We start from the raw sequence: 12,972 nt of genomic DNA, 5'->3' as shown, positions 1-12,972 counted from the left end.
CGACACGCCGCCGCAAGACGCCCCCGCGCCGCCCGACGACCCTTCGTCCCGCAAGAGCGTCGAGGACGCCGTCGCCTCGATCCGTGCGCTCGCCGAACTGCGCGGGCGGAACGCCGACTGGGCGGAGAAGGCAGTGCGCGAGGCGGCCAGCCTGACCGCGACGGCGGCGCTGGAACGGGGCGTGATCGAGCATCTCGTCCCCGACACCGCCGCGCTCGCCGCCGCCGCGGACGGCCGCACCGTCAGCGTCGACGGGACCGAGCGCCGCCTCGACCTCGCCGATCCCCGGATCGAGACGGTCGAGCCATCCTTCGTCACGCGCATCCTGTCGGTGCTCGCGAACCCGAATGTCGCGCTCCTGATGATGACGCTCGGCTTCTACGGTCTGCTCTACGAGCTCGCGAGCCCGGGGCTCGGCCCCGGCGTGCCGGGGGCGATCCTTCTCCTGCTCGGGCTCTACTCGCTCAATACCCTGCCGGTGAACTACGCGGGGCTCGCGCTCGTCCTGCTCGGGCTCTTGCTCTTCGCGGTGGAGGCGTTCTCGCCGAGTTTCGGCATCGCCGGGCTCGGCGGCATCGCTGCCTTCGGCATCGGCGCGGCCATCCTGATCGACACCGAAGCGGCCGCCTTCCAGATCGAGCCGGGCGTCATCATCGCGCTCACGGTCCTGACCGGGGCGGTCGTGGCGCTGCTGCTCGCCACGGTGGTCGGCACCCGACGACAGGCGCCACGCGAAAGCGCGGGCGAGATGGAGGGCGCCCACGCCGAGGTGCTGAAATGGGAGAACGGCGCCGGTCGCGTGCGCGCGCATGGTGAACTCTGGCGCGCGGTCGGCCCCGAGGATCTCGCCCCCGGCGAGCGCGCGCGCGTGACGCACGCGGACGGTCTTACCCTGCACCTGCGCCGCGCGGACGGCGCCGAGAGAAAGGACACCCCATGATCGACACAACCCTCTTCGTCTACCTGCTGATCGCGGTGCTCGTCGTCGCCTTCCTCGCGGCGGCGATCCGCATCCTGCGCGAATACGAGCGCGGCGTGGTCTTCACGCTCGGCCGCTTCACCAAGGTCAGCGGACCCGGCCTGGTCATCATCATTCCCTTCATCCAGCAGATGGAGCGCGTGGACCTCCGCGTGTTCGTGGAGGACGTGCCGAGCCAGGACATCATCTCGAAGGACAACGTCTCGGCCAAGGTGAACGCGGTGCTCTACTTCCGCATCGTGGATCCCGAGAACGCGGTCATCGCGGTCGAGGATTTCCGCGCCGCGACCAGCCAGCTCGCGCAGACCACGCTGCGCTCCATCCTGGGCAAGCACGAACTCGACACGATGCTCTCGGAACGCGAGCGGCTCAACGCGGACATCCAGGAGATCCTCGACACCCAGACCGACCCCTGGGGCATCAAGGTCACCAACGTCGAGATCAAGCATGTCGACATCGACGACAGCATGGTGCGCGCCATCGCCCGGCAGGCCGAGGCCGAGCGCGACCGCCGCGCGCGGGTGATCTCCGCCGAGGGCGAGGCGCAGGCGGCGCAGAAGCTCGTCGAGGCGAGCCAGACGATCGGCGACAACACCTACGCGATGCAGCTGCGCTACCTGAACTCGTTGCAGGACGCGGCGCAGAGCCCCGCCTCGACCATCGTGCTGCCGATGCCGCTCGAGGTGCTGGAGCGGCTCAAGCCGGCCTGACGGCGACCCGGCGGTGACGCGGATCGCCTCTCGGTTGACCCGGGCAGGGCCGCGCGGCAGGTGGCCGCCGCCTGCGGCCGACGGCGACGCCCGGTCCAATGCGCCCGCTCGCTCGGACACCGGCATGCAGGTGCCGGTCGTGCCGGGGCGCAGGGCGCGCCCTGTCGCCTGTCCGTGCGTGCGACACCGGGGACCCCGGTGTCGGTCACCTGCCCCGGCCGACGGTGAGGCCTTCGACCCTGCGCCCGACGCAGACCGAGGCGGCGCCGCGCCCGCGCTTTGCCGTCGCCTCGGGCGGGCGCGCCGGCGGCCGGATCGCCCGACCTCGCCCGGGGCGCCTGCGCCGGGCCGACGCGCATCGGCCGTGACGAAAGGCAAAGCGCGCCGCTCGACGGTTGCTTCGCGCGGCCATGCAGGGTCTAATGAGACAGGCCGCCATCGGCCGGCATGTGACCGGTCCGCAGACACGAAAGCCAGCGCGGCCCGCCGGCGCCCGGAGGCGCCCTTTTCCACGACACCGGAGCTTTCCCAAATGACGCGACCCGATTCCCTTCGCGACGCTATCCACCCCGCCGCCGAAATGCACGCGCGCGAGGTCGCTGAAGGGCGCCTTTCCCGCCGGGAGTTTCTGACGCGCGCCACCGCGCTCGGCGTGGCGGCCCCCGCCGCCTATGCCCTGATCGGTCTCGACGCGCCGGCCGCCGCGCAGCCCGCCAAGCAGGAGGGCGGCACCCTGCGGATCGAGAGCACGGTCAAGGCGCTCAAGGATCCGCGCAGCTACGACTGGCCGCAGATGTCCAACTTCTCCCGCGGCTGGCTGGAATACCTCGTCGAGTACAACCGCGACGGCAGCTTCCGCGGCATCCTGCTCGAGTCCTGGGAGGTCAACGAGGACGCCACCGAATACACGCTCAACGTCCGCCCCGGCGTGACGTGGAACGACGGGCGGTCCTTCACCGCCGAGGACGTCGCCTACAACATCCGCCGCTGGGCCGAGCGCGAGGTCGAGGGCAACTCGATGGCGAGCCGCGTCTCCTCGCTGATCGACGACGAGACCGGCGAGGCGCGCGAGGGCGCGATCGAGGTGGTCGACGACCTGACCGTGCGCCTCACGCTCGATCAGCCGGACATCACGCTGATCGCGGGCTTCTCCGACTTCCCGGCCGCGATCGTGCCGCAGGGCTTCTCGGGCGATCCGCTGGAGAACCCGGTCGGCACCGGCCCCTACCTGCCGGACGAGTTCGAGGTGGGCATACGCGCCGTGCTCGTGAAGAACCCCGACCACGAGTGGTGGGGCGAGGGCGTGATCGGCGAGGCCGCGCTCGACCGGATCGAGTACATCGACTTCGGCACCGATCAGTCGGCGGTGGTGGCCGCCGCGGACTCGGGCGAGGTGGACATGGTCTACGAAAGCCTCGGCGAATTCATCGAGATCCTCGACGCCATCGGCTGGGTGAAGTCCGAGGCCGTGACGGCGAACACGCTCGTCATCCGCGCGAACCAGGAGGCCGAGGTGGACGGGATGACGCCCTATGCGGACGTGCGCGTGCGCCGGGCGCTCGCGCTCGCCGTGGACAACGCGGTCTGCCTCTCGCTCGGCTACTCGGACCGTGGCACGGTGGCCGAGAACCACCACGTCTGCCCGATCCACCCGGAATACGCCGACATCGGCCCGTCGGAGTTCGACCCCGAGGCGGCACGCGCGCTCATGGAGGAGGCCGGGATGGCCGACTTCGAGCACGAGCTCATCTCGATCGACGACGACTGGCGGCGCAACACCTCCGACGCGGCCGCGGCGCAGCTCCGCGACGCGGGAATCAAGGTGAAGCGGACGATCCTCCCGGGCTCGACCTTCTGGAACGACTGGGCACAGTATCCCTTCTCCACGACCGACTGGGCGCAGCGCCCGCTCGGCGTGCAGGTGCTCGGCCTCGCCTACCGCTCGGGCGAGCCCTGGAACGAGACCGCCTTCTCGAACCCGGACTTCGACGCGGCGCTCGCCGAGGCGCTCTCGATCGCCGACGCCGACGCCCGGCGCGAGGTGATGGCGCGGCTCGAGACGATCCTGCGCGACGAGGGGGTCGTCATCCAGCCCTACTGGCGCTCGACCTTCCGCCACCACCGCGAGGGGATCGTCGGTGCCGAGCAGCACCCGACCTTCGAGATCCATGTCTACAAGCTGGGTCTCGCGGCCTGACCGCCGCGCCATCGGCCGGCTGCGTGCCCTCGCCGCCACGGCGGGGGCCATGGCCGGCCTCATCGCGGGCGGGTCGCCGCCCGCGGCCGCGCCGGGCTGCGCGGCGGATGCCATGCTCGTCTTCGACGGGTCGGCGAGCATGGCGGAGGTCGCCCACGACGTGACGCAGGCGCCGCGCATCCTCGAGGCGCGCGAGGCCGTGCGCCGCGCGCTGCCCGGCATCGCCGCGGTGCGCGACGTGGGGCTTCTCACCTACGGGCCCGGCGGGTCAGGGTCCTGCTCCGGCATCGCGCTGCGCGTCCCGCCCGGCCCGGACACCGCCGGCGCGGTGATATCCGCGTTGGAGGCGCTCGAGCCCGGCGGGCTCACGCCCCTCGCGGCCTCTGTCGAACGCGCGGCAGAGGCGCTCGACTACCGCACGCGGCCCGGCGTCGTCGTCCTCGTCACCGACGGGGACGAGACCTGCGGCGGGCGGCCCTGCGCGCTCGGCGCGCACCTCGCGGCCACGGGCACGGATCTGCAGGTGCACGTCATCGGCTTCCGTATCGTGGACGACATCTTCCGCTGGAACAGCCCGGAGGCCGAGGGCTACGGCGGCCCGACGGTGGCCAAGTGCCTCGCCGACGCGACCGGGGGGCTCTACGTCTCGACCCGCACGGTCGGGGAGCTCGTGCGCGCGCTCGAGCGCACGCTCGGCTGCCCGGTGATCGGCGCGACGGACGGCCACCGCCGCGGCTGACGACAGGGTGCAGCCCCGGCCCGGTCCCGTGCGCCGCGCTCCCTGTCAGTGCAGCACCCGGATCGGCGCAGGGGCGCGGGCCGCCTGCCCCTCCGCCGCGCGGTGGCGGGCGGCGAAGCCGAGGGAGGCGGCGATCAGCCCCGGGTCCGCCCGCCCCTCGGCGAGCGCGGCGATCTCGCCGCGCGCGGCGCCGGTGCGCTCGCGCCGCATTGCCGCGATCAGGCGCATGAGCCCCGCCTCGTCCGCCGTCACCCGCCCGCGCGCGGCGAGCGAGAGGGGATCCATCACCGCGAAGGGCGCGCGGCGCGTCTCGGCGAGCGCATCGAGCACCGGAAGAAGCCCGGTCACCACCTCCGGGCCGCGCGCCGGCCCCCAGCGCTCGGTCGCGATGGCGAAGGCGTGGCGCCACGATTGCCCCTCGGGTGCCGCGAAGCTCAGGCAGACGTGGCGCAGCACGGCGAGCACGCCGGTCTCGAAGCCGTCGAGGCCGAGGCTTTCGACCGGCGCGGCGGTCCGGTCCTCGGTGACACGGACGAAGACGGGCGTGGCGGGCCGGGGATCGGCGGCGCGGGGGTCGGTATGCGTGGTCATGGAAAGGCTCCTCGGCGCGGGGTCAGGCAGGATCGGAAACGGGCACCGGCGCGGGTTCGAGCGCGGTCCGGGCCAGCACGGCGAGCGCCGCCGCCACCCGGCCGCCGCCGTTGCCCTCGCAGAGCAGATCGGCATGGGCGCGCGCGGCGTCGTCCCGGCCGGAGGCGGCGGCGCGCAGGGCGGCGATCAGCAGCCGTTCGTGGCCCGTGACGAAGGCCGAACAGTCCGGACAGTCCGGCGTGTTGAAGCGAAACCCCGAGGCCCGCGTGCGGCGCAGCACCTGCAGCGCAGCAAGCGTTGCGACGGCGACATGCGGCCCGCGGGCCTCGCCGAAGGCATCGAGCGCGGCGCGGATCGCCACGATCCAGCCCTCGCGGGCCGGCGCGGCGAAGCTCACGCAGTAGTGGCGCAGGATGGCGAGCACCGCGCGCTCGTCGGCGCCGAGCCCGAGCGCGGCGACGGGCGTGCCGCGCTCGGATAGGGAACAGGATGGGGTGTCGTGCGGCATCGCGGGCGGCCTCCTCTGGTCGCAGTCCGGGCGCCGCTGCGGCGCCGGACGGGTGGATCGACCTGGCGAGACGGCGTCGGCTGGGCCTGCCCCTATTCCTGACTAATTCAGTCGAAAAAATCAACCCCGCACGCAGAGCGTGAGCGGCGGGCGGCGCACCGCCCGCCGCGGCATGCTCAACCGCAGCGCAGGAAGGACTCCGCGACCGAGCGCAGAAGCGCCGGGTAGAAGTCCGGCCCGGGCGCGATTTCCGTCCCCATCGGGTCGATCACCGCCACCTCGGCCTCGGTCTCGGAGAACACCGCATCGAGGATACCAGGGGCGAACTGCGGCTCGGCAAAGGCGCAGTCGATGTCGCGTGCAGCGACCATCCCGCGAATCTCGGCGATTCGCGCCGGGCTCGGGTCCGTCGCGTCGCTGAGCGAGATCGCGCCGGCGGCCCTCAGGCCGAAACGCGCCTCGAAGTACTGATAGGCGTCATGGAAAACGACGAAGGAGAGATCGCCCAGCCCCTCGAGTTGCGCCTCGATCTCGGCCACGGTGGCGTCGATCTCCGCCTTGGCATCGGCGGCGTTGGAGAAATAGGTCCCGGCGTTGCCGGGGTCGGCCTTCGACAGCTCGGCCGCGATCATGTCGAGCCAGGCCTTGCCGTTCGCCGGGTCGAGCCAGGCATGCGGGTCGAGCCCGTCGTGGGCATGCGCGTGGTCGTCGTGCGCGTGCGCCTCGTCGCCCGCATGATCGTCGCCGTGCGCGTGCGCCTCGTCGCCCGCATGGTCGTCGCCGTGCGCATGGTCGTCGCCGTGCCCATGGTCGTCGTCGTGCGCATGGTCGTCGTCGTGCGCATGCTCCTCCTCGTGTCCGTGATCCTCGTCGTGCGCATGATCGTCGTCGTGGCCGTCCTCCCCCGCATGCGCATGGTCGTCGTCGTGTCCATGCTCGGCATCCCCCGCGTGGGCCTCCGCCTCGCCGTGATCATGCGGGGCGAAGGTCGCGCCGGTGCGGAAGGGGCGCGTGCGCGTCTGATCCTGCGCCAGCAGCGCCACCTGCGCCGCCTCCGGCGCCAGCGTGTCGAGCGAGCGGGCGAGCCAGGGCGTGAGCTCCGGCCCGACCCAGACGACCAGATCGGCGTCCTGAAGCGCGCCCGCCTCGGAGGGGCGCAGCGCGTAGCCGTGCGGGGAGGCGCCGGGGCGCACGACGAGATCCGGCGTGCCGACGCCGGCCATCACCTGCGCGACGAGCGAATGGACCGGCGTGATATCGGCGGCGACCTGCGGCGGCTCGGCCCGCGCGGGAAGTGCGGCGAGGGACGCGGCCCCCGCGAGGGCGAGCGTCACGGCACGGATGGACATGGGCGACTCCTGTAACTATGTAACATCTCGAAAGGCACATAAATGAGATACTATATCATTGCAAGCGCGCTGACTCCCATGCGAAAGGGCATCCAATGACCCGAACGGCCTTCGATACGCACGACCACGGCGACTGCATCGCGCGCGGCCTCGCAGAGGCAGAGCGTTACTGCGCCGCGCAGGGCCTGCGCCTGACGCCGGCGCGGCGGCGGGTGCTCGAGATCCTGCTCGAGGAACACCGCGCGATGGGGGCCTACGACATCCTCGAGCGCCTGCGCGCCGAGGGCCGGGGCGCGCAGCCGCCCATCGCCTATCGCGCGCTCGATTTCCTGACGACGCACGGCTTCGCACACCGCATCGAGCGGCTGAACGCCTTCGTCGCCTGCGCCCACGCGCAGGACCTGCACGCGCCGGCCTTCCTGATCTGCCGCGCCTGCGACCGGGTGACCGAGGCCGAGGTGGCGCCCACGGGTGGCGAGCTCGGCCGCGCCGCGCGGGCCGCGGGCTTCACCATCGAGCGTACGGTGCGCGAGGCGGTGGGCCTCTGCCCCGCCTGCGCCGAGACGAGCCCGGCATGACGGCGCGGCTCCTTTCCACCGAGGGGCTGAGCGTCGGCTACGGCGCGACGCGCGTGCTGAAAGGTGTGGATTTCCACATCGACCGGGGCGAGATCGTCACCGTGGTGGGCCCCAACGGCTCGGGCAAGTCGACCCTCCTGCGCGCGCTGATCGGCGGCCTCGCGCCCGACGCGGGCCGGGTGCGCCGCGCGCCGGGATTGCGTGTCGGCTACGTGCCGCAGAAGCTGGTCCTCGACCCGACGCTGCCGCTCACGGTGGCGCGGTTCCTCTCCCTGCCGAACCGGGTTTCGCGGGCGGCGACACACGCCGCGCTGGAGCAGGCGGGCGTGCCGGGGCTGGAGCGCCGGCAGATGGCCGCGCTCTCGGGCGGACAGTTCCAGCGCGTGCTGCTGGCGCGCGCCCTTCTCGAGGATCCCGACCTGCTGATCCTCGACGAGCCGACCTCGGGGCTCGACCAGCCGGGCGCGGCGGCCTTCTACAAGCGGATCGAAACGCTGCGGACGGAGACGGGGTGCGCGGTGCTGATGGTGAGCCACGACCTGCACGTGGTCATGGCGGCCTCGGACCGGGTGGTGTGCCTGAACGGGCACGTCTGCTGCGAAGGGACGCCGCAGGTGGTCGCGGCGGCACCGGACTACCGCGCGCTCTTCGGCGAGGGGACGGCGGGCACGCTCGCCCTCTATCAGCACCACCACGACCACCGGCACGAGCCCGAGACCATCGGCGAGGCGGCGGCATGCTCGACGACTTCCTGACGCGCGCGGCGCTCGGCGGCGTGGGCACCGCGCTCGCCGCCGCGCCGCTCGGCTGTTTCGTGGTCTGGCGGCGCATGGCCTATTTCGGCGACGCGACGGCGCATGCCGCGATCCTCGGCGTGGCGCTTTCGCTCGCGCTGGCACTGCCGATCTTCGCGGGGGCGCTGGTCGTCGCGCTCGTCATGGCGGGCGCGGTGACGGCGCTCTCGGGGCGCGGCTACGCGATGGACACGCTCCTCGGCGTGATGGCGCATGCGGCGCTCGCGGTGGGGCTGGTGGCGGTGTCGTTCCTCGAGGGCGTGCAACTCGACCTGATGGCCTATCTCTTCGGCGACATCCTCGCCGTCTCGCGCGCCGACCTCGCGGTGATCTGGGGCGGCGCGGCGCTGGTCGTGGGACTGGTGGCCTGGCGGTGGCAGGCGCTGCTGACGACGACGCTCAACCCGGACCTCGCGCGCGCCGCGGGCCTCGACCCCCGGCGGGAGGAACTGGTGCTGACGCTCGCCCTCGCGGTGGTGGTGGCGGTGGCGATCAAGGTGGTGGGTGTCCTGCTGATCACCGCGCTGCTCATCATCCCGGCGGCCACCGCGCGGCCCTTCGCGCGCACGCCGGAGGGGATGGCGCTGCTTGCCGCGGGGCTCGGCGCCGGGTCGGCGCTCGGCGGGCTGGCGGGATCGTATCACCTCGACACCCCGACCGGACCGACCATCGTGAGCGTCGCGGCTGGCCTCTTCGTGCTCTCGACGACGGCGGCGCGCATCGGGCGCCGCGTCTAGAGCGTGTCGCGGTCAGGTATGGCCGCGCAGGGTCATGAGACGATCGAGTTCCACCTGTGCGGAGGCGGCATCGTCGAACACGAGGTCGATGTCGACGAGTTCCCGGAGGCGGGCGGCGCCCATGCTCTCCGCCGGCGCGACACCGATGATCGCGTGCGGCGCCACGAGGCGCAGCGCCACGACCAGTCGCACCAGAGCGTCCATGCGCCGCTCCGTGCTCAGCGACAGCCCGATGATCCAGGGCTCCGTCCGCTCGACATGCGCGACGAGCGCGTCCTGCTCGGTGTCGGTCTGCAGGTCGATCTTCCAGCCGGCTTCGCGGAACACGTTGGCCGCGACAGTGATGCCGATCCCGTGGTCCTCTCCCGGCACCGTCGCGAAGAGCGCGGACCGGCGCGCCGTCGGCGCGGCCAGCGACACGGGCATCTCGGCCCGGAGCGCCCGCATCACCGCGTAAAGATGCCCGGTGCCAGAGGTCACCTCGACGAAGGAAAGTTGGTCGGCATCCCACCCCTCCCCGAGCATGCGGGCGGCGGCGCCGACGTACCCGAGGTAGACCCCGGCGCGCGTCATGCCCTCTGCCCGCCGGTCCTCGATGAAGCGGAGAGCCGCGTCGGGGCCGGGCTCGATCAGCGCGTCGCAGAAGGCCGCGACGCTGTCCTCGGAGACCTCGGCGGCCTCCGCGTCGGGTCCCTGGGGGAGCGTCTCCGACAGGCGGCGGACGATATCACGGGCCAGCGTTTCGACCGCCTCCGGCGCGAGCGCGTCTCGTTTCAGACGGAACAGGGACGCTGCGCGGGTAAAGGTCTCGGCATCGAACGCCATGGTCGGCTCCATCATGAGGGCCTTCGGTCGTGGAAGTGTACCGTGATACACACATCAATCAACCGCGAACTCGACCGGGCCTCGCCGCCGATGTGACGGGCGCGAAAAATTGCCGTGCCGGCAGGCCACTCGGGGCGGCCGGGGCTTCACCGCCGCGCGCCGGACGGATAGCCTCGCGGTGTCCGGACAGCCCCGGGCGCAGCAGCCGCGAGGAGCGACCATGACCCTCTTTCCCCTCTACCTCGCGATCTGCGCCGTGCCGGCCGCCGCGGGGATGCTGTTCCGGCCCGGCGCGTGGTACCGTGGCCTCGACAAGCCCGGCTGGACACCGCCGGACAAGCTGTTCCCGGTGATCTGGGCCGTGCTCTACGTGCTGATGTCGCTCGCCGCGGCGCGCGTGGCGGGGCAGCCCGACAACGATCTCGCGCTCGGGCTCTGGGCGCTTCAGATCACGATCAGCACGCTCTGGTCAGCGGTTTTCTTCGGGCTGCACCGGATCCGGACCGGCGCGGTGATCATCGCCGTCCTGTGGGCGGCAGTCCTCGCCACGACGCTGGCCTTCCTGCGTCAGGACATGCTCGCCGCGCTGATGATGACGCCCTACCTTGCGTGGGGGACCTTCGCGCTGGCGCTGAACATCTCGGTCCTGCGGCGGAACCCGGAGGCGATGCCGGCCTGACGACACGCGCCTCGCCGCCGGAACCGGCACCGCAACGACGCACCCGCGGGACGGCACGGGGACAGGCGCCCTTTGCCGAACCGTCGGTCGTGGTCCCGCCCGGGCCCGGGCAAACCGTGCGAGGACCGCGCAGGCGTGCCGCTCCTGCGATGCAGGGCCGGCCGGATCCACGCGCGGAACACCCCCGCGTGCGGCCTTCTCCGGGCGTTCGCCGCAGCGGGCCGTCTTGCAGACGGAGGGCAGATGCCGACGAGCCGCCCCTTGGCAAGCCCGATCCCCGGGCGCACAAGGCGGCAGCGCAACACCGAGGGAGGACACGATGGCCGAGACCATGCACGCCGTGAACTGGAACCCCGCCACGCGGGCTTACGAGATGACGGAAGGGCCGGTGCCTGCGCCGGGGCCCAACGATCTGCTGGTGGCGGTGGGCGCGGCTGCGCTCAACCCCGTGGACGCCAAGATGCAGGGCCGCATCCCCGCCGATGCCGCACCCCGGCCGCTCGGCTACGACGCCTGCGGGCGCGTGCTCGCCGTGGGCGAGGCTGTGGCGGGCTTCGCGCCCGGCGACCGGGTCTGGTACGCGGGCGCGGCGGACCGGCCCGGCGCCTTCGCCACCCATCAGCTCGTCGATCACCGCCTCGTGGCGCATGCGCCCGAGCGTCTCGAGGACGCAGACGCGGCGGCACTGCCGCTCACCGCCATCACCGCCTGGGAGGCGCTCTTCGACAGGCTGGGCTACACGCCGCTCTCGCATGGGGCGCAGCCCGAGCGGCTTCTCGTCATCAATGGCGCCGGCGGTGTCGGGTCGGTCGCCCTCCAGCTGGCGAAGCTTTCCGGCATCCATGCGACGGCCACCGCCTCCCGTGCCGAAACCCGCGAATGGTGCGCGACGATGGGCGCGGCCGAGGTGGTCGACCACGCCGCCGTGCAGGAGATGCCGGACGGCGCCTTCGAGCGCATTCTCTGCGCGCACGACACCGACCGCTATTTCGCCGAGATGGCCCGCCTCGTCGCGCCGCAGGGCCGGATCGTCTCGATCGTGGGCGCGCAGGAGAAACACGATCTCTCCTCCCTCTTCCAGAAGAGTGCGAGCTTCGGCTGGGAGTTCATGTTCACCCGCCCCGTCCAGAAGACCCCCGACATGGCGCGGCAGGGCGAAATCCTTGCCGCCGTCGCGCGGCTCTGCGACGACGGAAAGCTACGGACGACGCGCACCACCACCTTCGAGGGGCTTTCGGTCGAGACCATCGAGGCTGCGCAGGCCAGGCTCGCCGAAGGGCGCCAGATCGGCAAGATGACCATCGTCTGGTGAGACGCCCGGCCGCGCGGCATTGGCGCTGCGCGGCCGCCGCGCCGGCCGCGCCGCCGTCGCGTCCCGAACGAAGCCGTTGCCGACCGCACCCGCGGGGGACCGGGATCAGTCGGGCGCGAGCATGTAGCCCGCGCCGCGCACGGTCTGCAGGTAACGCGGATGCTTCGGGTCTGCTTCGATCTTCCGGCGCAGGCGCGTGATCTGCACGTCGACGGCCCGCTCCTGCACCTGATGGCCGTCACGGCCGAGATCGGCGACGAGGCGGGCCCGGCTGATCGACTCGCCCGGCCGGGCTGCGAACAGGCGCATGAGCTGCGCCTCGGTCGAGGTGAGCCGAACCGGCGCATCGCCGTGCCAGAGCTCGCCGCGCGTCACATCGTAGGCCAGCGGACCGAGTTGCAGCACCGCCGGCGGGCTGGCGACGCTGTCGGCCTCGGGCAGGCGCCGCAGGATGGCGTTGATGCGCAGGAGGAGTTCGCGCGGCTCGAAGGGCTTGGCCAGGTAGTCGTCCGCCCCCGCCTCCAGCCCGGCGATGCGCTGTTCGGTCTCGCCCCGCGCGGTGAGCAGAAGGATCGGCGTGTGCCGCTCGCGGCGGAAGGCGCGGGTAAAGGCGATGCCATCCTCGCCCGGCATCATCACGTCGAGCACGACGAGATCGAAATCGAGCCCGGCGAGCAACCGCCGCGCATGCCCCGCGTCACGCGCTGCGGAAACAAGGAAACCGCTCCGCGACAGGAACTTGCAGAGCAGCCCGCGCAACCTTTCGTCGTCGTCGACGATCAACAGATGCGCGTCGGCCTCGGTCATCAGCGCCCCTCCCGCAGGGCACGATAATGGCGGCGCATTTCGGGGTCCATCATCGCCTCGAGCACCGTCCGGAACCCGGCGACCGCCTCGGGGCCGGCGGCACGGTAGGCCGCGCGCATGCGTGCGCGCTGCGCATCGGAGAGCCGGCGCTCGAGCTCGGCGCCGGC

Annotated in this window: 14 protein-coding genes and 1 pseudogene; 9 read left to right on the top strand and 6 right to left on the bottom strand. The window is 72.4% G+C overall.

Going from position 1 to position 12,972, the window contains the following annotated elements; all coding sequences use genetic code 11:
* From ACESL7_RS06375 to ACESL7_RS06360, 4 genes are all read left to right on the top strand, one after another.
* Positions 1-940: NfeD family protein (locus ACESL7_RS06375; RefSeq protein WP_372892481.1), on the top strand; the 940-nt coding region annotated here is incomplete at its 5' end.
* Positions 937-1,689: a slipin family protein gene (locus ACESL7_RS06370; protein WP_372892480.1), complete on the top strand. Its 753-nt coding sequence runs from the start codon at positions 937-939 to the stop codon at positions 1,687-1,689. The genes ACESL7_RS06375 and ACESL7_RS06370, both read left to right, overlap by 4 nt.
* 532 nt (positions 1,690-2,221) lie before the next feature.
* The gene (locus ACESL7_RS06365; RefSeq protein ID WP_372892479.1) at positions 2,222-3,886 is read left to right on the top strand and encodes an ABC transporter substrate-binding protein; all 1,665 of its coding nucleotides are present in this window, start codon (positions 2,222-2,224) and stop codon (positions 3,884-3,886) included.
* Positions 3,887-3,935: 49 nt separating this feature from the next.
* The gene (locus ACESL7_RS06360) at positions 3,936-4,625 is read left to right on the top strand and encodes a vWA domain-containing protein (protein WP_372892478.1); all 690 of its coding nucleotides are present in this window, start codon (positions 3,936-3,938) and stop codon (positions 4,623-4,625) included.
* A 45-nt stretch (positions 4,626-4,670) separates the two neighbouring features.
* On the opposite strand, the gene ACESL7_RS06355 is transcribed toward ACESL7_RS06360, so the two are convergent.
* From ACESL7_RS06355 to ACESL7_RS06345, 3 genes are all read right to left on the bottom strand, one after another.
* Entirely contained in the window at positions 4,671-5,216 is a 546-nt protein-coding gene (locus ACESL7_RS06355; protein ID WP_372892477.1) for a hypothetical protein, read from the bottom strand.
* 22 nt (positions 5,217-5,238) lie between these two features.
* Positions 5,239-5,724: a hypothetical protein gene (locus ACESL7_RS06350; RefSeq protein WP_372892476.1), complete on the bottom strand. Its 486-nt coding sequence runs from the start codon at positions 5,722-5,724 to the stop codon at positions 5,239-5,241.
* A gap of 176 nt (positions 5,725-5,900) precedes the next feature.
* Positions 5,901-7,073 carry a zinc ABC transporter substrate-binding protein gene (locus ACESL7_RS06345; RefSeq protein ID WP_372892475.1) on the bottom strand — a complete coding sequence of 391 codons (1,173 nt, stop codon included), beginning with the start codon at positions 7,071-7,073 and terminating at the stop codon, positions 5,901-5,903.
* Positions 7,074-7,168: 95 nt separating this feature from the next.
* On the opposite strand from ACESL7_RS06345, the gene ACESL7_RS06340 reads away from it, so the two are divergent.
* The 3 genes from ACESL7_RS06340 to ACESL7_RS06330 are packed head-to-tail and all read left to right on the top strand — an operon-like array spanning position 7,169 to position 9,182.
* Positions 7,169-7,651 carry a transcriptional repressor gene (locus ACESL7_RS06340; RefSeq protein WP_372892474.1) on the top strand — a complete coding sequence of 161 codons (483 nt, stop codon included), beginning with the start codon at positions 7,169-7,171 and terminating at the stop codon, positions 7,649-7,651.
* Positions 7,648-8,406 carry an ATP-binding cassette domain-containing protein gene (locus tag ACESL7_RS06335; protein ID WP_372892473.1) on the top strand — a complete coding sequence of 253 codons (759 nt, stop codon included), beginning with the start codon at positions 7,648-7,650 and terminating at the stop codon, positions 8,404-8,406. The genes ACESL7_RS06340 and ACESL7_RS06335 overlap by 4 nt, the downstream gene beginning before the upstream one ends.
* Positions 8,388-9,182 carry a metal ABC transporter permease gene (locus ACESL7_RS06330; RefSeq protein WP_372892472.1) on the top strand — a complete coding sequence of 265 codons (795 nt, stop codon included), beginning with the start codon at positions 8,388-8,390 and terminating at the stop codon, positions 9,180-9,182. Before ACESL7_RS06335 ends, ACESL7_RS06330 begins: the two co-directional genes overlap by 19 nt.
* Positions 9,183-9,194: 12 nt before the next feature.
* Here the strand turns inward: ACESL7_RS06330 and ACESL7_RS06325 are convergent, their stop codons facing one another.
* Entirely contained in the window at positions 9,195-10,007 is an 813-nt protein-coding gene (locus ACESL7_RS06325; protein WP_372892471.1) for a cobalamin B12-binding domain-containing protein, read from the bottom strand.
* Positions 10,008-10,227: 220 nt separating this feature from the next.
* On the opposite strand from ACESL7_RS06325, the gene tspO reads away from it, so the two are divergent.
* Together tspO and ACESL7_RS06315 are read left to right on the top strand one after the other, a co-directional pair.
* Positions 10,228-10,686 (top strand): tryptophan-rich sensory protein TspO, encoded by a 459-nt coding sequence (gene tspO / locus ACESL7_RS06320; protein WP_372892470.1) that lies wholly within the window; start codon positions 10,228-10,230, stop codon positions 10,684-10,686.
* 319 nt (positions 10,687-11,005) lie between these two features.
* A complete protein-coding gene (locus ACESL7_RS06315) occupies positions 11,006-11,998 on the top strand; it encodes a zinc-binding alcohol dehydrogenase family protein (protein ID WP_372892469.1) in 993 nt (330 codons plus the stop codon).
* Positions 11,999-12,103: 105 nt separating this feature from the next.
* On the opposite strand, the gene ACESL7_RS06310 is transcribed toward ACESL7_RS06315, so the two are convergent.
* Together ACESL7_RS06310 and ACESL7_RS06305 are read right to left on the bottom strand one after the other, a co-directional pair.
* Positions 12,104-12,805: a response regulator gene (locus ACESL7_RS06310; protein ID WP_372892468.1), complete on the bottom strand. Its 702-nt coding sequence runs from the start codon at positions 12,803-12,805 to the stop codon at positions 12,104-12,106.
* Positions 12,805-12,972 (bottom strand): annotated as a pseudogene (locus ACESL7_RS06305) (MarR family transcriptional regulator); the annotation flags it as partial. The pseudogene ACESL7_RS06305 and the gene ACESL7_RS06310, both read right to left, overlap by 1 nt.

The sequence above is a fragment of the Rhodosalinus sp. genome (assembly GCF_041685465.1).
Taxonomy (GTDB): Bacteria; Pseudomonadota; Alphaproteobacteria; order Rhodobacterales; family Rhodobacteraceae; genus Rhodosalinus.
Note: the sequence above shows the minus strand (reverse complement) of the source record. Positions and strands in the feature narration are given on the sequence as shown.

Excerpts from the sequence above, each read along its gene's own strand:
- ACESL7_RS06370 (WP_372892480.1), top strand. The coding sequence starts at position 937 with ATGATCGACACAACCCTCTTCGTCTACCTGCTGATCGCGGTGCTCGTC.
- ACESL7_RS06365 (WP_372892479.1), top strand. The coding sequence starts at position 2,222 with ATGACGCGACCCGATTCCCTTCGCGACGCTATCCACCCCGCCGCCGAA.
- ACESL7_RS06360 (WP_372892478.1), top strand. The coding sequence starts at position 3,936 with ATGGCCGGCCTCATCGCGGGCGGGTCGCCGCCCGCGGCCGCGCCGGGC.
- ACESL7_RS06355 (WP_372892477.1), bottom strand. The coding sequence starts at position 5,216 with ATGACCACGCATACCGACCCCCGCGCCGCCGATCCCCGGCCCGCCACG.
- ACESL7_RS06350 (WP_372892476.1), bottom strand. The coding sequence starts at position 5,724 with ATGCCGCACGACACCCCATCCTGTTCCCTATCCGAGCGCGGCACGCCC.
- ACESL7_RS06345 (WP_372892475.1), bottom strand. The coding sequence starts at position 7,073 with ATGTCCATCCGTGCCGTGACGCTCGCCCTCGCGGGGGCCGCGTCCCTC.
- ACESL7_RS06340 (WP_372892474.1), top strand. The coding sequence starts at position 7,169 with ATGACCCGAACGGCCTTCGATACGCACGACCACGGCGACTGCATCGCG.
- ACESL7_RS06335 (WP_372892473.1), top strand. The coding sequence starts at position 7,648 with ATGACGGCGCGGCTCCTTTCCACCGAGGGGCTGAGCGTCGGCTACGGC.
- ACESL7_RS06330 (WP_372892472.1), top strand. The coding sequence starts at position 8,388 with ATGCTCGACGACTTCCTGACGCGCGCGGCGCTCGGCGGCGTGGGCACC.
- ACESL7_RS06325 (WP_372892471.1), bottom strand. The coding sequence starts at position 10,007 with ATGGCGTTCGATGCCGAGACCTTTACCCGCGCAGCGTCCCTGTTCCGT.
- tspO (WP_372892470.1), top strand. The coding sequence starts at position 10,228 with ATGACCCTCTTTCCCCTCTACCTCGCGATCTGCGCCGTGCCGGCCGCC.
- ACESL7_RS06315 (WP_372892469.1), top strand. The coding sequence starts at position 11,006 with ATGGCCGAGACCATGCACGCCGTGAACTGGAACCCCGCCACGCGGGCT.
- ACESL7_RS06310 (WP_372892468.1), bottom strand. The coding sequence starts at position 12,805 with ATGACCGAGGCCGACGCGCATCTGTTGATCGTCGACGACGACGAAAGG.